Source organism: Streptomyces sp. LBL, assembly GCF_029893585.1.
GTDB lineage: Bacteria > Actinomycetota > Actinomycetes > Streptomycetales > Streptomycetaceae > Streptomyces.
Window position 1 is genome coordinate 62,113 of the sequence record NZ_JARXYX010000019.1, and the last position, 16,307, is coordinate 78,419.

General features: G+C 72.3%; 12 protein-coding genes. 11 read left to right on the forward strand and 1 reads right to left on the reverse strand.

From position 1 onward, the window contains the following. Positions 1–55: 55 nt before the first annotated feature. The 7 genes from M2271_RS23015 to M2271_RS23045 all read left to right on the forward strand — a co-directional run bounded on the left by M2271_RS23015 (position 56) and on the right by M2271_RS23045 (position 10,858). Positions 56–1,594, forward strand: coding sequence for a leucyl aminopeptidase (locus M2271_RS23015; RefSeq protein ID WP_280889184.1), 1,539 nt, complete (start codon positions 56–58; stop codon positions 1,592–1,594). A gap of 282 nt (positions 1,595–1,876) precedes the next feature. Next, entirely contained in the window at positions 1,877–3,265 is a 1,389-nt protein-coding gene (gene lpdA, locus M2271_RS23020) for a dihydrolipoyl dehydrogenase (RefSeq protein WP_280889185.1), read from the forward strand. A 69-nt stretch (positions 3,266–3,334) separates the two neighbouring features. After that, complete coding sequence (gene sucB / locus M2271_RS23025; RefSeq protein WP_280889186.1) at positions 3,335–5,092, forward strand: 2-oxoglutarate dehydrogenase, E2 component, dihydrolipoamide succinyltransferase; 1,758 nt, start codon at positions 3,335–3,337, stop codon at positions 5,090–5,092. Positions 5,093–5,454: 362 nt separating this feature from the next. Further along, a complete protein-coding gene (locus M2271_RS23030; protein ID WP_280889187.1) occupies positions 5,455–6,078 on the forward strand; it encodes a GntR family transcriptional regulator in 624 nt (207 codons plus the stop codon). A 424-nt stretch (positions 6,079–6,502) separates the two neighbouring features. Then, positions 6,503–9,208 (forward strand): pyruvate dehydrogenase (acetyl-transferring), homodimeric type, encoded by a 2,706-nt coding sequence (aceE, locus tag M2271_RS23035; RefSeq protein WP_280889188.1) that lies wholly within the window; start codon positions 6,503–6,505, stop codon positions 9,206–9,208. Positions 9,209–9,310: 102 nt separating this feature from the next. Continuing rightward, the gene (locus tag M2271_RS23040) at positions 9,311–10,285 is read left to right on the forward strand and encodes a WYL domain-containing protein (RefSeq protein WP_280889189.1); all 975 of its coding nucleotides are present in this window, start codon (positions 9,311–9,313) and stop codon (positions 10,283–10,285) included. Positions 10,286–10,339: 54 nt separating this feature from the next. Beyond that, the gene (locus tag M2271_RS23045) at positions 10,340–10,858 is read left to right on the forward strand and encodes a DUF4240 domain-containing protein (protein ID WP_280889303.1); all 519 of its coding nucleotides are present in this window, start codon (positions 10,340–10,342) and stop codon (positions 10,856–10,858) included. 57 nt (positions 10,859–10,915) lie between these two features. On the opposite strand, the gene M2271_RS23050 is transcribed toward M2271_RS23045, so the two are convergent. Next, a complete protein-coding gene (locus M2271_RS23050) occupies positions 10,916–11,731 on the reverse strand; it encodes a peptidoglycan recognition protein (RefSeq protein ID WP_280889190.1) in 816 nt (271 codons plus the stop codon). Positions 11,732–11,933: 202 nt separating this feature from the next. Between M2271_RS23050 and M2271_RS23055 the strand changes: the two genes are divergently transcribed. The 4 genes from M2271_RS23055 (at position 11,934) to M2271_RS23070 (ending at position 16,160) form a co-directional block, all read left to right on the forward strand. Further along, complete coding sequence (locus M2271_RS23055) at positions 11,934–13,118, forward strand: MarP family serine protease (RefSeq protein WP_280889191.1); 1,185 nt, start codon at positions 11,934–11,936, stop codon at positions 13,116–13,118. Positions 13,119–13,263: 145 nt separating this feature from the next. Beyond that, positions 13,264–13,479, forward strand: coding sequence for a hypothetical protein (locus M2271_RS23060; RefSeq protein ID WP_280889192.1), 216 nt, complete (start codon positions 13,264–13,266; stop codon positions 13,477–13,479). Between the two features lie 99 nt (positions 13,480–13,578). Continuing rightward, positions 13,579–14,475 (forward strand): TIGR01777 family oxidoreductase, encoded by an 897-nt coding sequence (locus tag M2271_RS23065; protein ID WP_280889193.1) that lies wholly within the window; start codon positions 13,579–13,581, stop codon positions 14,473–14,475. A gap of 158 nt (positions 14,476–14,633) precedes the next feature. Continuing rightward, the gene (locus M2271_RS23070; protein ID WP_280889194.1) at positions 14,634–16,160 is read left to right on the forward strand and encodes an NAD(P)/FAD-dependent oxidoreductase; all 1,527 of its coding nucleotides are present in this window, start codon (positions 14,634–14,636) and stop codon (positions 16,158–16,160) included. Positions 16,161–16,307 lie beyond the last annotated feature (147 nt).

Sequence of the window (16,307 nt, forward strand, 5' to 3'; positions counted from 1 at the left end):
CGGCCCACCCGCGTTCGGCCACGCACACTTCATACGGAAGCGAGATTCCACCACCGTGACTGCTCTCACTCTCAGCACCAGCGCGGCGCCCGGCCTGCGGGCCGACGCGATCGTGATCGGTGTTGCCAAGGGCGCCGAGGGCCCGGTCGTCGCACCGGGTGCCGAGGCCGTGGACAAGGCGTACGACGGCTCACTCGCCGGCGTCCTGGAGACCCTCGGCGCCGCCGGGGCCGAGGGCGAGGTGACGAAGCTGCCCGCACCGGCCGGCTTCAAGGCCCCGCTCGTGGTGGCGGTGGGCCTGGGCGCCGAGCCAGACAAGGACTCCGGCTTCGACGCGGAGGCGCTGCGCAAGGCGGCCGGGGTGGCCGCGCGCGCCCTCACCGGCATCAAGAAGGCCGCGTTCGCGCTGCCGCTCACGGACCCCGCCGACGCCGGCGCGGTCGCGGAGGGCGTGCTGCTTGGGGCGTACTCCTTCGACACGTACAAGGGAGCCGCCGCCTCCGACGGCAAGGGTGCCAAGGCGAAGAACGGCAAGGCGCCGCTGGCCGAGGCCGCGCTGCTGGGCGGCAAGCCCCGCGACCGCGCGTACAAGGCGGCTGTCGCGCGCGCCGTTGCCGTGGCCGAGGAGCTCAACCGCGCCCGCGACCTGATCAACATGCCGCCGAACGACCTCAACCCGGAGGCCTTCGCCGCCGTCGCGCAGACCGCGGCGAAGGAGCACGGCATCACGGTGCAGGTGCTCGACGAGAAGGCCCTGGTCAAGGGTGGCTACGGTGGCATCCTCGGGGTCGGCGCCGGGTCGGCGTCGGGACCGCGGCTGGTGAAGCTGTCGTACACCTCCTCCAAGGCGACGAAGCACCTTGCCTTCGTCGGCAAGGGCATCACGTACGACTCGGGCGGCATCTCGCTGAAGCCGGCGGGCCACAACGAGACGATGAAGTGCGACATGAGCGGGGCGGCCGCCGTGTTCGCCGCGGTCGTCGCCGCCGCGCGGCTCGGCCTGGAGGTCAACGTCACCGGCTGGCTGGCGCTGGCCGAGAACATGCCGTCGGGCTCGGCGACCCGGCCCGGTGACGTGCTGCGCATGTACAGCGGCAAGACGGTCGAGGTCCTCAACACCGACGCGGAGGGCCGGCTGGTGCTGGCCGACGCGCTGTGGGCGGCCTCGGGGGAGAAGCCGGACGCGATCGTGGACGTGGCGACGCTGACCGGGGCGATGATGCTGGCGCTGGGGAACCGGACGTTCGGGATCATGGCGAACGACGACGCGTTCCGCTCCGCGCTGCACGAGGCCGCCGAGGAGGTGGGCGAGCCGGCCTGGCCGATGCCGCTGCCGGAGCACCTGCGCAAGGGGATGGACTCCCCCACCGCCGACATCGCGAACATGGGTGAGCGGATGGGCGGCGGGCTGGTCGCCGGTCTGTTCCTGCGGGAGTTCGTGGGCGAGGGGATCACCTGGGCGCACCTCGACATCGCGGGGCCCGCGTTCAACGAGGGCGGACCGTTCGGATACACGCCGAAGGGTGGTACGGGGACGGCCGTGCGCACGCTGGTCCGGCTGGCCGAGCTGACCGCGGCGGGCGATCTGGGCTGAGTTCTGGTCGGCGGGGCCTCGCATGCGGATGGTGCGAGGCCCCGCGGCCGGTTGCCGCCCGGCCGCCCGGATCGGCGCCGCCCCGGCAGTCCGGTGTGCGGTCGCAAATGAGCGTGGTGCGTCTCACAGCCCGGCCCGGCGTCTCTTTCACCGGTGACAGGTGCGAAGATGGGGCTCGGCAGGACAGGGCCCCCACCGAAGGGCCGAAGAACGAGCGGCCGGACACCAGCCGCCGACCGGTCACTGGAGACCGGCGTGGCGCACATGCATGGAGGACGTGACGTGGCGAACGACGCCAGCACCGTTTTCGACCTAGTGATCCTCGGCGGTGGTAGCGGTGGTTACGCCGCGGCCCTGCGCGGGGCGCAGCTGGGCCTGGACGTCGCCCTGATCGAGAAGGACAAGGTCGGCGGCACCTGCCTGCACAAGGGGTGCATCCCCACCAAGGCCCTGCTGCACGCGGGCGAGATCGCCGACCAGGCCCGCGAGAGCGAGCAGTTCGGCGTCAAGGCCACCTTCGAGGGCATCGACATCGCCGGGGTCCACAAGTACAAGGACGGTGTCATCTCCGGCCTGTACAAGGGCCTTCAGGGGCTCATCGCCTCCCGCAAGGTGACGTACATCGAGGGCGAGGGCCGGCTGTCCTCCCCCACCTCCGTCGATGTGAACGGCCAACGTGTCCAGGGCCGTCACGTCCTGCTGGCGACCGGCTCCGTACCGAAGTCGCTGCCGGGCCTGGAGATCGACGGCGACCGGATCATCTCCTCCGACCACGCCCTCGTCCTGGACCGCGTGCCGAAGTCCGCGATCATCCTGGGCGGCGGTGTCATCGGCGTCGAGTTCGCCTCCGCGTGGAAGTCCTTCGGCTCCGAGGTCACGGTCATCGAGGGCCTGAAGCACCTCGTCCCGGTCGAGGACGAGAACTCCTCCAAGCTTCTTGAGCGCGCATTCCGCAAGCGCGGCATCAAGTTCAACCTGGGCACGTTCTTCTCGAAGGCCGAGTACACCCAGGACGGTGTCAAGGTCATCCTCGCCGACGGCAAGGAGTTCGAGGCCGAGGTCCTGCTGGTGGCGGTCGGCCGCGGCCCCGTGTCCCAGGGCCTGGGCTACGAGGAGCAGGGCGTCGCCATCGACCGCGGCTACGTCCTGGTCGACGAGTACATGCGCACCAACGTTCCGACCATCTCCGCCGTCGGTGACCTGGTCCCGACGCTCCAGCTCGCGCACGTCGGCTTCGCCGAGGGCATCCTGGTGGCGGAGCGTCTGGCCGGTCTGAAGACCGTTCCGATCGACTACGACGGCGTACCCCGGGTGACGTACTGCCACCCCGAGGTCGCCTCCGTGGGCATCACCGAGGCCAAGGCCAAGGAGATCTACGGCGCGGACAAGGTCGTCGCTCTGAAGTACAGCCTCGCGGGCAACGGCAAGAGCAAGATCCTCAACACCTCGGGCGAGATCAAGCTCGTCCAGGTCAAGGACGGTGCCGTGGTCGGCGTCCACATGGTCGGCGACCGCATGGGCGAGCAGGTCGGCGAAGCCCAGCTGATCTACAACTGGGAGGCGCTGCCCGCCGAGGTCGCCCAGCTCATCCACGCCCACCCGACCCAGAACGAGGCGATGGGCGAGGCGCACCTGGCCCTCGCCGGCAAGCCCCTGCACGCGCACGACTGACCCTCGGTCGGCGAACGCGACTCCGCGACGAACACAGACTTCCGCAATTCGTAAGGAGCAACCGAAACCATGGCGGTTTCCGTAACCCTTCCGGCGCTCGGCGAGAGCGTCACCGAGGGCACCGTCACCCGCTGGCTGAAGGCCGAGGGTGAGCGCGTCGAGGCCGACGAGCCGCTGCTCGAGGTGTCGACCGACAAGGTCGACACCGAGATCCCCTCGCCCGCCGCGGGTGTCCTGGCGTCCATCAAGGTCGCCGAGGACGAGACGGTTGAGGTCGGCGCCGAGCTGGCCGTCATCGACGACGGCACGGGCGCGCCTGCTGCCGCCCCGGCCCCCGTGGCCGAAGAGGTCGCAGCACCGGCCCCCGAGCCGGCCCCGGCCGCCCAGCCGTCCACCGAGCAGGCCGCCCCGGCGCCTGCTCCCACCGCCGAGGCCGCTTCCGGCGGCGGCAGCGCCGAGGGCACGGACGTCGTCCTGCCCGCGCTCGGCGAGTCCGTCACCGAGGGCACCGTCACCCGGTGGCTGAAGGAGGTCGGCGACTCCGTCGAGGCCGACGAGCCGCTGCTCGAGGTCTCCACGGACAAGGTCGACACCGAGATCCCGGCGCCCACCTCCGGTGTGCTGCTGGAGATCACGGTCGCCGAGGACGAGACCGCCGAGGTCGGCGCCAAGCTGGCCGTCATCGGCGCCCCGGGCGCGGCTCCGGCCGCCGCCCCGGCCGCTCCGGCTCCGGCTCCCGCCCCGGCCGCGCCCGCAGCTCCGGCTCCGGCTCCGCAGGCGCCCACGGCTCCGGCCCCGCAGCAGCAGACCACCCCGGCTCCCGCGCCGGTCCCGTCCGCTCCGGCTCCGGCTCCGGTCACCCCGGCTCCGGCGCCCGCCGCCACCTCCGGCGACGACGGCGCCTACGTGACCCCGCTGGTGCGCAAGCTCGCCGCCGAGAACGGCGTCGACCTGGCCACCGTCAAGGGCAGCGGCGTCGGCGGCCGTATCCGCAAGCAGGACGTCGTCGCCGCCGCCGAGGCCGCGAAGGCCGCCGCAGCCGCTCCGGCTCCGGCCGCCGCCGCTGCCCCGGCCACCAAGAAGGCGCCGGCCCTGGAGGCCTCTCCCCTCCGTGGCCAGACCGTGAAGATGCCCCGCATCCGCAAGGTCATCGGCGACAACATGGTCAAGGCCCTGCACGAGCAGGCCCAGCTGTCCTCGGTCGTCGAGGTCGACGTGACCCGCCTGATGCGCCTGCGCGCCCAGGCCAAGGACGGCTTCGCCGCGCGTGAGGGCGTCAAGCTGTCCCCGATGCCGTTCTTCGTCAAGGCCGCGGCCCAGGCGCTGAAGGCGCACGCGCCCATCAACGCCAGGATCAACGAGGCCGAGGGGACCATCACCTACTTCGACACCGAGAGCATCGGTATCGCGGTGGACTCCGAGAAGGGCCTGATGACCCCGGTCATCAAGCACGCCGGCGACCTCAACATCGCCGGTATCGCCAAGGCCACGGCGGAGCTCGCGGGCAAGGTCCGCGCCAACAAGATCACCCCGGACGAGCTGTCCGGCGCGACCTTCACCATCTCCAACACCGGTTCGCGCGGCGCGCTCTTCGACACGATCATCGTGCCGCCGGGGCAGGTCGCGATCCTCGGTATCGGTGCCACGGTCAAGCGTCCGGCCGTCATCGAGACGGAGGAGGGCACGGTCATCGGCGTCCGCGACATGACGTTCCTGACCCTCTCCTACGACCACCGTCTGGTGGACGGCGCCGACGCCGCCCGTTACCTGACCGCGGTCAAGGGGATCCTGGAGGCGGGCGAGTTCGAGGTCGAGCTCGGCCTGTAACCCCGCTCAGTGCAGTACGCCGATGCCCCCGTCCGGAATCTCCGGGCGGGGGCATCGGCGTCATGGCGCGGCGGGAGCACCAGCGTCACGGGCGCGCGCCGGGGCCCACCAGCCTCCGCGCGCGGGAAGAGGACACCTGCGTCACGGGCGCACGGCGGGACACCGGCGCCACAGGCGCGAGGAAAGGGCACCTGCGTCAGGGGCGCGCGGCGGGAGCACGAAGGGGCGTAATGAACATGTAAGTCTCGTCTCACCTGCGCGAAAGCACCCTTACGCGCCCCTCCCGCGGAGCGAACCGGCCTTATTGTCTAAACGTCAAACGCCCCCGGGGCCGATGGGCGGCCCCTTTCTAAGGAGCCCTCATGACCGCGCCCGTCGTCCACTCGCTGCGCGAACAGATCCGCGAGCACATCGTGGAGGGGATCGTCAGCGGGCGCTGGCAGCCGGGCGAGCGGATCGTGGAGCGGCGGATCGCGACCGAGCTGGAGGTCAGCCAGACCCCGGTGCGGGAGGCGCTGCGTGAGCTGGAGTCGCTGCGGCTGATCGAGTCGGCGCCGAACAAGGGCGTACGGGTGCGGAACCTGTCGGCGGCCGACCTGGAGGAGAGCTACCCGGTCCGGGCCGGTCTGGAGGCGATCGCGGCGGAGCTGGCCGCGGGGCGGCTGGCGGAGGACTGCTCGGCGCTGGAGCCGCATGTCGCCGCGCTGTACGAGGCCGACCGGGAGTCCGACGGCACGGCCCAGGTCCGGCACACGGTGGGCTTCCACCGGGAACTGGTCCGCGCGGCCGGCAACTCGGTCCTGCTGCACACCTGGGAGGGCCTGGGCATCGAGGTGTTCACGGCCCTGTCGATCCGCTGGCTGGGGACCGTGCAGCAGTCCTACGCGGAGGAGCACGAGGCGCTCGTCCAGGCGTTCCGGCGGCGGGACCCGAGAATCGCGGAGCTGGTGAAGGCGCATGTACTGGGGTGCGCCCCGCGGGCCTGACACAACCGAGAGCACAACCGAGCGCACAGCCGAGCGCACCCGTGCCCAGCCGAGCGCGCCCGTGCACGTCCATGCACCTCGGAGCATGCCCATGCACACCCATGCACGTCCGAGCGCGCCCGCGCACGTCGGAGCGCGCCCGTGCACACCCACGTACACCCAAGCTCACCTGCGGAAACTCTCCGAAGGCGCGGCACGCGGTGTCCACCGAAAAGGCACCGCGTGCCTACTTTCTCGTAATCGAGAAGTTTTGCCCTTCAACCCTTTGATCGATCATCGATCAGAGGGTTACAGTCTCCGACGGGCCACGCGGCGGAAGCCGCGAGGTGTCACAGCACCGAGGCCCCCGCCCTGTCCTGCCAAAGACAAAGGGCACCCCCGATAACCCCATAGGGAACCCCCTTCGACTGAGGAAGGCGGCGACATGACCGACCCCAAAGCCATCCAGCCGAGCGCGCTCGACCAGTTCCCGGACCGGGACCCGGAGGAGACCGCCGAATGGCAGGCCTCGCTGGACGCGGTCGCCAAGGCGGCCGGCCCGCACCGTGCCGCGTACCTGATGCGGCGCACGCTGGAGCGTGCCGAGGGCAACGGCATCGCGCTGCCCAAGCTGCTGGAGACGGACTACGTCAACACCATCCCCACCGCCGCCGAGCCGTCCGTGCCCGGTGACGAGGAGATGGAGCGGAAGATCACCGCGTGGAACCGCTGGAACGCGGCCGCGATGGTCACCCGGGGCGCGAAGCACGGAGTCGGCGGCCACATCGCCACCTTCGCCTCCGCGGCCTGGCTCTACGAGACCGGCTTCAACCATTTCTTCAAGGGCAAGGAATCCCAGGAATCGCCCGGCTCGGGCGACCAGCTGTACATCCAGGGCCACGCCTCCCCGGGCATCTACGCCCGCGCCTTCCTCGACGGCCGGCTGACCGAGCAGCACCTCGACAACTTCCGCCAGGAGGCGGGCGGCAACGGCCTCCCGTCGTACCCGCACCCGCGCCGGCTGCCCTGGCTGTGGGAGTTCCCGACGGTGTCGATGGGTCTCGGCCCGCTGTCCGCGATCTACCAGGCGCGCTTCAACCGTTACCTCACCAACCGCGCCGTCAAGGACGTCTCCGCGTCCCACGTGTGGGCGTTCCTCGGTGACGGCGAGATGGACGAGCCCGAGTCGACGGCGGCCCTCGCGCTCGCCGCCCGCGAGGAGCTCGACAACCTCACCTTCGTCATCAACTGCAACCTGCAGCGCCTCGACGGCCCGGTCCGCGCCAACTTCAAGATCGTGCAGGAGCTGGAGGCCCAGTTCCGCGGTGCCGGCTGGAACGTCATCAAGACGCTGTGGGGGTCGGTGTGGGACGAGCTGTTCCAGCTCGACACGACCGGCGCGCTCGTACGCCGCCTGCGCGAGGTACCGGACGCCCAGGTGCAGACGTACCAGACCCGTGACGCCGCCTACATCCGCCAGGACTTCTTCGGCTCGGACCCGGCGCTCGTCGAGATGGCGAAGCTGCTGAGCGACGACAAGATCCTGGAGTGTTTCCACCTCTCCCGCGGCGGCCACGAGGCCCGCAAGGTGTACGCGGCCTACAAGGCGGCCGTCGAGCACAAGGGCGCCCCGACGGTCATCCTGGCGCAGACGGTCAAGGGCCACACCCTCGGCGAGGGCTTCGCGTCGAAGAACGCCAACCACCAGATGAAGAAGCTCTCGGTGGACGAGTTCAAGTCGATGCGCGACCTGCTGGAACTGCCCATCTCGGACAGCCAGTTCGTGGACGGCGTGGTGCCCTACGGCCACCCGGGCGCCGACTCCCCCGAGGTCCGCTACCTCCAGGAGCGCCGCGCGGCCCTCGGCGGCCCGGCCCCGGCCCGCCGTACGCACGCCCTCGCGCCCCTGCCCGCCCCCGCCGAGAAGACGTTCGCCTCGTTCGACAAGGGCTCCGGCTCGCAGAACGTGGCCACGACCATGGCCTTCGTCCGCCTCATCAAGGACCTGGTCCGCGACAAGGAGACCGGCAAGCGCTGGGTGCCGATCGTCCCGGACGAGGCGCGCACCTTCGGCATGGAGTCGCTGTTCCCGTCGCTGGGCATCTACTCGCCCAAGGGCCAGACGTACGAGCCGGTCGACCGCGACCAGCTGATGTACTACAAGGAGGCCAAGAACGGCCAGATCCTCAACGAGGGGATCACCGAGGCCGGTTCGATGGCCGACTTCATCGCCGCTTCGACGTCGTACGCGACGCACGGCGAGGCGATGATCCCGTTCTACATCTTCTACTCGATGTTCGGCTGGCAGCGCACGGCCGACCAGATGTGGCAGCTCGGTGACCAGCTCGGCCGCGGTTTCCTCGTCGGCGCCACGGCCGGCCGGACCACCCTGACCGGTGAGGGCCTCCAGCACGCCGACGGCCACTCCCCTGTCATCGCGGCGACCAACCCCGCCGCCCTGTCGTACGACCCGGCGTTCGCGTACGAGATCGCGGCGATCGTGAAGGACGGCCTGCGCCGGATGTACGGCGAGGCGGCCCCGGGCGAGGACCAGAACGTCTTCTACTACCTGACCGTCTACAACGAGCCGATGCCGCAGCCGGCCAAGCCGTCCGGCATCGACGAGGGCATCGTCAAGGGCCTGTACCGCTTCAACACGGCGGAGTCGGCCGGGCTGTCCCCCGTGGACAACGCCCCGCGCATCCAGCTGCTGGGCTCCGGCACGGCGATCCACTGGGTCCTGCAGGCGCAGAAGCTGCTCGCCGAGGAGTGGGGCGTGGCCGCCGACGTGTGGTCCGCGACCTCCTGGACCGAGCTGCGCCGGGACGCGCTGGAGGCCGACGCGGACCTTCTGCGCGGCGAGGAGCGGATCCCGTACGTCCGTCGGGCGCTCCAGGGCGCCGAGGGCCCGGTGCTCGCGGTCTCCGACTACATGCGCCAGGTCCCGGACCAGATCGCGCAGTGGGTCGAGCAGGACTACTCCTCGCTGGGCGCCGACGGCTTCGGCCTCTCGGACACCCGTGCGGCGGCCCGCCGCCACTTCGGCGTCGACGCCCAGTCGGTCGTCGTGGCCGCCCTCGCCCAGCTGGCCCGCCGCGGCGAGGTCAAGGCGACCGCGGTGAAGGAGGCGCGGGAGCGCTACGGCCTGTAGGCATCACTTTCTTCAGAGGGGCACGGCGTTCTCGCCGTGCCCCTTCGTTGTGCCCTGTCGCCGTGCCCCCTCGTTGTCGGTGGGCCCCGGCATCATGAACGTATGCGTGCTGCCCGCCTGATCAAGATGGTGCTGTTGCTCCAGTCCCGGCCGTCCATGACCGCCGCCGAGCTGGCGCGGGAGCTGGAGGTGTCCGAGCGGACCGTCACACGGGACGCGCAGGCGCTCTCCGAGGCGGGCGTGCCGGTGTACGCCGACCGGGGGCGGGCCGGGGGCTACCGGCTGATCGGCGGGTACCGCACGCGACTGACCGGGCTGGCCCGCGGTGAGGCCGAGGCACTGTTCCTGTCCGGGGTGCCGGGGGCGCTGCGCGAGATGGGGCTGGAGGACGCGGCCTCGGCGGCCCGGCTGAAGGTGTCCGCGGCCCTCCTCCCGTCGGTGCGGGACGCCTCGCGTACGGCGGCGCAGCGGTTCCATCTGGACGCGCCGAGCTGGTTCAAGGAGCCGAAGACGCCCACCCTGCTGCCCGCCGTCGCGGACGCGGTGTGGGACGACCGGCGGATCACCGCGCGCTACTGTCGCGGCGAGGGCGAGGTGGTGCGGGAGCTGGAACCCTACGGGCTCGTGCTGAAGGCGGGGGTCTGGTACCTGTGCGCACGGGTGGCGGGGCACGGCTCCCACCGGGTCTACCGGATCGACCGGTTCACCGCGGTGGAGGCGGGCGAGGAGCGGTTCGCGCGGGACGAGGAGTTCGATCTGCCGGGCTTCTGGGACGAGCGGGCCGAGCAGTTCGCGCGCTCGATCCTGCGCGCCGAGGCCGTCGTACGGCTTTCCAGGCAGGGCGCGCGGGCGCTGCCGTACGTGGTGGACGGTCCGTCCGCCCGGGAGGCGCTGGAGGCCGCCGGCCCGCCGGACGAGCAGGGGTGGGTGACGCTGACGCTCCCGGTGGAGTCCGAGGAGGTCGCGCACGCCCAGCTCGCGGTGCTCGGGCCGGAGGCCGAGGTGCTGGCGCCGAAGAGTCTGCGGGCGCGCTTCATACGGGACGCGGCCGGACTGGCCGCGCTGTACGGGACATAACAATCCGTCTCACCACGTGCGTCCCACCCGTCCAGGGCCGATGCTTGACCCGTGATGGACGAGACGGAGTTCTGGGAGCTGGTGGACGCCAGTCGCGAGGCCGCCGAGGGCGATCCCGAGGAGCAGGCGGACCTGCTCGTGGACCGGCTGCTCCAGCTGGATCCGGAGATGGTCCTCGACTTCGCCCGTCATTTCGAGGCCCGCTACAACCGCGCGTACACCTGGGACCTGTGGGGCGCCGCCTGGATCCTGCTGGACGGGGCGAGCGACGACGCTTTCGACTACTTCCGCTGCTGGCTGATCGGCCAGGGCCGCGAGGTCTACGAGGGCGGCGTGCACGACCCGGACTCGCTCGCCGATCTCCTGGACGACTTCGACGAGGAGCTCGACGGCGACGGCGAGGAGCTCGGCTACGCCGCGGACGAGGCCTATGAGCAGCTCACCGGTGCCGTCGCGCCCGACCTGGGCCTTCCGCCCGCGGCCTCCGAACCGGCGGGGACCTCCCTCGACTTCGAGAACGAGCGGGTGCTGTCGGAGCGCTGTCCCAAGCTGTGGGACCGCTTCCGGGGCTGACGGGAAGGTCCGGTGAGCGTGGGTGACCTTCATGGGGTGACCCTCATGGGGTGACCCTCATGGCCGGCCCTGCAACCGTGCCGCCCGCTCCCTGATCGCCGGCAGCCGGGCGGTCAGGGCCGCGCCGGGGCAGCGCGTCCTGTAGCCGTCGTCGTGGCCCGCCAGGGCGGGCAGCAGGACGGCGGTGCCGTCCGCGTACCGGCTGAGGCTGTTGCTGGAGACCAGGCGGACCTTCGCGCGGGGGTCGATGTCGGCCAGGCCCAGCTTCCAGGCGACGAGGGCGGCGATGGAGTCGGTCATCGCCCTCGGGACGGGGACACCGGCGGAGAACGTGCCGAGGGCGGCGATCCCGGCCGTGCGGTGGTTGAAGCCCTGGGTGTGGGCGCCGGTGACGGGCCTCTCGGTGCCGCCCGCGCGGCCCTCGTAGATGGTGCCGCAGCGGTCGACGAGGAAGTTGTAGCCGATGTCGTCCCAGTCCCGGGTGCCGGTCTGCCCCGCGTAGAGGTAGCGGATGATGCGGGGTGCCTCGGCGCAGGCGTAGCTGTTGGGCGAGTCGGTGTGGTGGAGGAAGACGGCGACGACCTTGTCGTCGTAGCGCGGCGGCGGCTGAGGGCGCCGCGTGTCGTCGTCGAGCCAGGCCGAGCGGGGCACGATGCGCGGTCTGGTCGCGGCGTGCGGGGCGGCCGGACGGCGGGCGACGGCGTCCTGCCGGGCGGCGTCGGTCCCGGCCGTGTGCTCGGACCCGATCACGTACAGCACCAGCGCGACGACGGCGGTCAGCCCCGTCAGGCACCCCAGCAGCACGAGCGCCGCGCCCGGTATCCGTACCGGGCGGCGTCTCCGTGCCCGCCGCGACCTTCGCAGGACGCACATGGTCCCACTGTCCGCCGGATCCGCCGTGCCCGCGATGTGTGGTGTGCCACGCGGTGGAACCATCGTCCGTGTCCGCGACGTTTTTCCAGATGCACGCGCGTGGCCGGTTCCAGGATGGGCCCCGTGCGCGAGGCTGATCACTGGGCGCGTCTGACGCGTACTAGGAGGCGCCCCCTGAGGGGTCCGACAGAAAGGCGGCTCCGTGGACCTGCTCGACATCCTGCTGTTGCTGGTGATCCTCGCCTACGCGGCGTCCGGCTACCGGCGCGGACTGGTGGCCGGCTGTGTCTCCTTCGCCGGTTTCGTGGGCGGCGCGGTCATCGGCGTGTGGGTGCTGCCATGGACGATGGACCTGGCGTCGCCGGGGACCACCTCTGCGACGGTTACCGCGGTGCTGACGGTGCTGATCCCGGCCGCCGTGGGGCATGAGCTCGCCGGGCGGCTGGCGCTCAGGTTGCGGCGCGAGCTGGACCGGGGGCCGCTCAGGGTGGCCGACGGGGTCGGCGGGGCCGCGGCCAACGCGGTGGCCGTGCTGGTCGTGTCCTGGGTGGCCGCGAGCGTGCTCGGCGCGTCCTCGTCCCCGCTGGTCACCACCGCGATCCGGGACTCGGCCCTGCTGGGCGCCGTGCAGAACACGATGCCGGACACGACCCCCGCCTGGTTCTCCCGGGCCACCTCCGCGCTCACCCAGGCGGGCTTCCCGCAGGTCTTCAACCCCTTCGAGAACGAGTCGACGGCCGAGGTCGCCAGGCCCACCGGCGACAGCGTCACCCCGAGCGCCATGAACGCCGCCAAGCGGAGCACCGTGAAGATCGAGGGCGTCGCGGGCACCCAGGGCCGCGAGGGCAGCGGCTTCGTGTACGCGCCGCGGCATGTGATGACCAACGCGCACGTGGTGGCCGGCATCGACGACCCGAGCGTGCGCATCGGCGGGGTGGGACGGGCGTACCAGGCACGGGTGGTGTTCTTCGACCCGAACAAGGACGTGGCGGTGCTGTACGTCCCCGAGCTGAGCGCCCCGGTGCTGCAGTTCGACGCCGACGCCAAGCGCGGCGACTCGGCCGTCGTCGCCGGTTATCCGCAGGACGGCGACCTGAACCTCCAGGCGGCGACCCTGGCGAACCGGGTGCGGGCGACCGGGCAGAACATCTACAGCGACGCGACCGTCACCCGCGAGATCTACTCGATCCGTTCCACGGTCCGCCCCGGCAACTCCGGCGGCCCGCTGCTGACCACGACCGGCAAGGTCTACGGCGTCGTCTTCGCCCGCTCCACCTCGGACGACGAGACGGGGTACGTGCTGACGGTGGACGAGGTCGCGAACGACGCGGAGCGCGCGGCGAACGCGACGGCACCGGTGGACACGGGCGACCTGGTCACGTCCTGACAGAACCGGAACCGGAACCGGAACCGGAACCGACGCCGGGCGCCCGCCGGTGCGGTATCACGCGTATCGCGGTACGCGCGCTCGCCTCGCCCTCGGGCGGGGCAATGCCATGTCCGGCGGTGCGAACAGGCGTACCTCTGGACGCATGTCACCCGCGCTCCCGGCTCTCCGGCCGGCCCTCGTCATGGTCGCCCTGTTCGCCCTCACCGCCGCCGCCCCGGCCGAGCACCCGGTCGACCCCGGCTGGGTGCTCGCCGGTTTCGCCACGGCGGCCGCGCTGGCCGGGGTCCCGCTCTGCCTGGTCGTGCGCAGACGCCGTACGACCGACACGGCCGACCAGGTCAGAGGGTGCGGCCCATGAGCACGTCGTCGGGACCGGACCAGGGTCGGACCGGGACCGGACCAGGACCGGACCAGGCCCAGACCGGGGCTTTACGCACCTACCAGGCAGAATGAGGCCATGGAACCTTCAAGGATCGCGGTCGCCGGTTCCTCCGGTCTGATCGGCGGCGCCCTCGTGCGGTCCCTGACCGCGGACGGGCACACGGTGGTGCGGTTGGTGCGCCGGGAGCCCCGGACGCCGGACGAGGTCCGGTGGGACCCCGCGCGGAAGTACGTCGACGTGGCCGGGCTCGCCGGGTGTGACGTCGTGGTCAACCTGGCCGGAGCGAACGTGGGTTCGCGTCGCTGGACGGACGCCTACAAGGCCAGGATCCGGGACAGCCGGGTGCTGGGCACGGCGGCCCTCGCCGAGGCGGTGGCCGGGCTGGACGAGCCGCCGCGGGTCTTCGTGAACGGCAGCGCGATGGGCTTCTACGGCGAGACCGGCGACCGGCCCGTCGACGAGGACGCGCCGCCCGGCAAGGGCTTCCTGCCCGAACTGTGCGTGGCGTGGGAGGGCGCCGCGGCACCGGCCCAGGAGGCGGGCATCCGGACGGTGTTCACCCGGACCGGCCTGGTCGTGGCCCGCGAGGGCGGCGCCTGGGGTCGGCTGTTCCCGCTGTTCAAGGCGGGGCTGGGCGGGCGGATGGGCGATGGGCGGCAGTACTGGTCGTTCGTCGCGCTGCACGACGAGGTGGCCGCGATCCGCCATCTCATCGACACCGACGGCCTGTCGGGGCCGTTCAACATCACCGCCCCGCGGCCGCTGACGAACCGTGAGATCACCGCGGCGATGGGGCGCGTGCTGCGCCGGCCGACACTGTTCCAGGTGCCGGCGCCGGTGCTGCGGGCCGCGCTCGGCGAGATGGCCGGGGACGTGCTGGGCAGCCAGCGGGTGGTGCCGAAGCGGCTGCTGGAGTCGGGGTTCACGTTCGCGTTCCCGGAGATCGAGGAGGCGATCCGGGCGGCCCTGTGACGGGTGCGGTCGTATGCGACCGTCGTGCGACCGTGCCCTGCCGATGCGCGACTGTCCAGGACCGGTCGCGGCCCTACCCTCGACCCGAACTCGGGTATTCCCGGAGCCAGTTGGGGACATGACGTCTCCAGCGGCCGCGCAACCTCGAGGAGGGGCACGTGCTTGAGCCCGCGTACCAGACGGACGTCGTGATCGTGGGAGCCGGGGTCGCCGGGCTCTCCGCGGCGCATCGGCTGACCAGCGCAGGAGTGACGACCGTCGTACTGGAGGCCGCCCCGGGTCCGGGCGGCCGTATGTCGACCGAGAAGGTCGACGGTTTCCGGCTCGACCGCGTCGGACAGCTGCTGTCCACCGCGTATCCCGACCTACGACTGACGCCCGGGCTGGACGCCCTGGTGCTGCGCCCCTTCGCTCCGGGTGTGCTGCTGCACAGCGACGGACGCCAGCACCGTGCGGGCGTCCTCGCCGGAACGGGGGGCGCACGGGGCGCACTCCACGCGGTGCGCGCCCTGGCGGGCGCCCCCAGGTCGGCGGCCACGCCGACGGGCCGGGTGGTGTCCCGGCAGACCCTCGCGTCCAACGACTGGGGTGGTCCGGAGCCGGTCTTCGCGCCGCGGAGCCGGGCCGTTCCTCGTCCGGGCACCGGGGCGAGGAGCCGAGGTGTTCCCTGGCCGGCCGCCGCGCCCGGGGCCGCCCGCGGCGTGCCCCGCGGGAGCGCGCCCCGCGGGAGCGCGCCGCTCGGCACCGCCGTCGACCAGGCCCGGCTCGGGGCCGCGCTCTCCCGGATCGCGCACACGCCCGTCGAGCGTCTCCTGGCCCGCCTCGAACTGCCCGCCGGTCAGGCGCTCGCCGCCCGTGGCCTGCCCGCCCGGACGATCGACGCCTTTCTGCGCCCGCTGCTCGCGGCCCTGCTGTGCGACCCGGATCTGACCACGTCCAGCCGATGCGCGGACCTCGCGCTGCGCTCCTTCGCGCGGGGGCGGCTGTGTGTGCCGGAAGGCGGGGCCGAGGCACTGCCCGAGCTGCTCGCCCGGACACTGCCGCCGGGAACCGTGCGCACGGGCGTCCGGGTCACCTCGGTGTCCACGACGTCGGTGACCACCGCGGAGCACGGTGAACTCCGCTGCCGGGCGGTGCTCCTCGCGACCGACGCCCGCGCCGCGGCCGAGTTGCTGCCCGGCCTGCGGGTGCCTGACTTCCATCCGGTGACGGTGGTCCACCACACGACCGACGAGCCGCCGGGCACGGGAACGTCGCTGCTGCTCGACGCTGACCGGGGCGGGCCGGTCGCGCACACGGCCGTGGTCAGCCGGGTCGACCCCGCCCGTGCGCCGGCGGGCCGCACGCTCGTCTCCTCGACGGTCCTGGGCCCGCCCCCGGCCGACCTCGACATCGCCGTACGCACGCACCTCGCGCGCCTCTACGGCACCTCGACCCGGCACTGGGAGACCCTCGCCGTCCACCACACCCCCGACGCGGTACCCGCCATGCGCCCGCCGCACGACCTGCGCCGCCCGGTACGGGTGCTGGCGGGCCTGTACGTGTGCGGCGACCACCGGGACACCAGCACCGTGCAGGGCGCGCTGCACTCGGCCCACCGGGCGTCGGCGGCGATCCTGGCGGACCTGGGGGCGGCGGGGTCCATGCACCGGGCGGACCCGCTACCGACCGCCCGGGCGGCCTGAAGGCGACCCTGAGGACGACCCCGAGGGGCCGCCCTGAAAGCAGCCCCGAAGCCGGCCCGAAGGACGACTCCGAGGACGGCCCTGAGAGCGGCCCTGAGCACGGCGTCCTGGGGCCGGCCCGAAGGACGACCCTGAGCACGGCGCCCT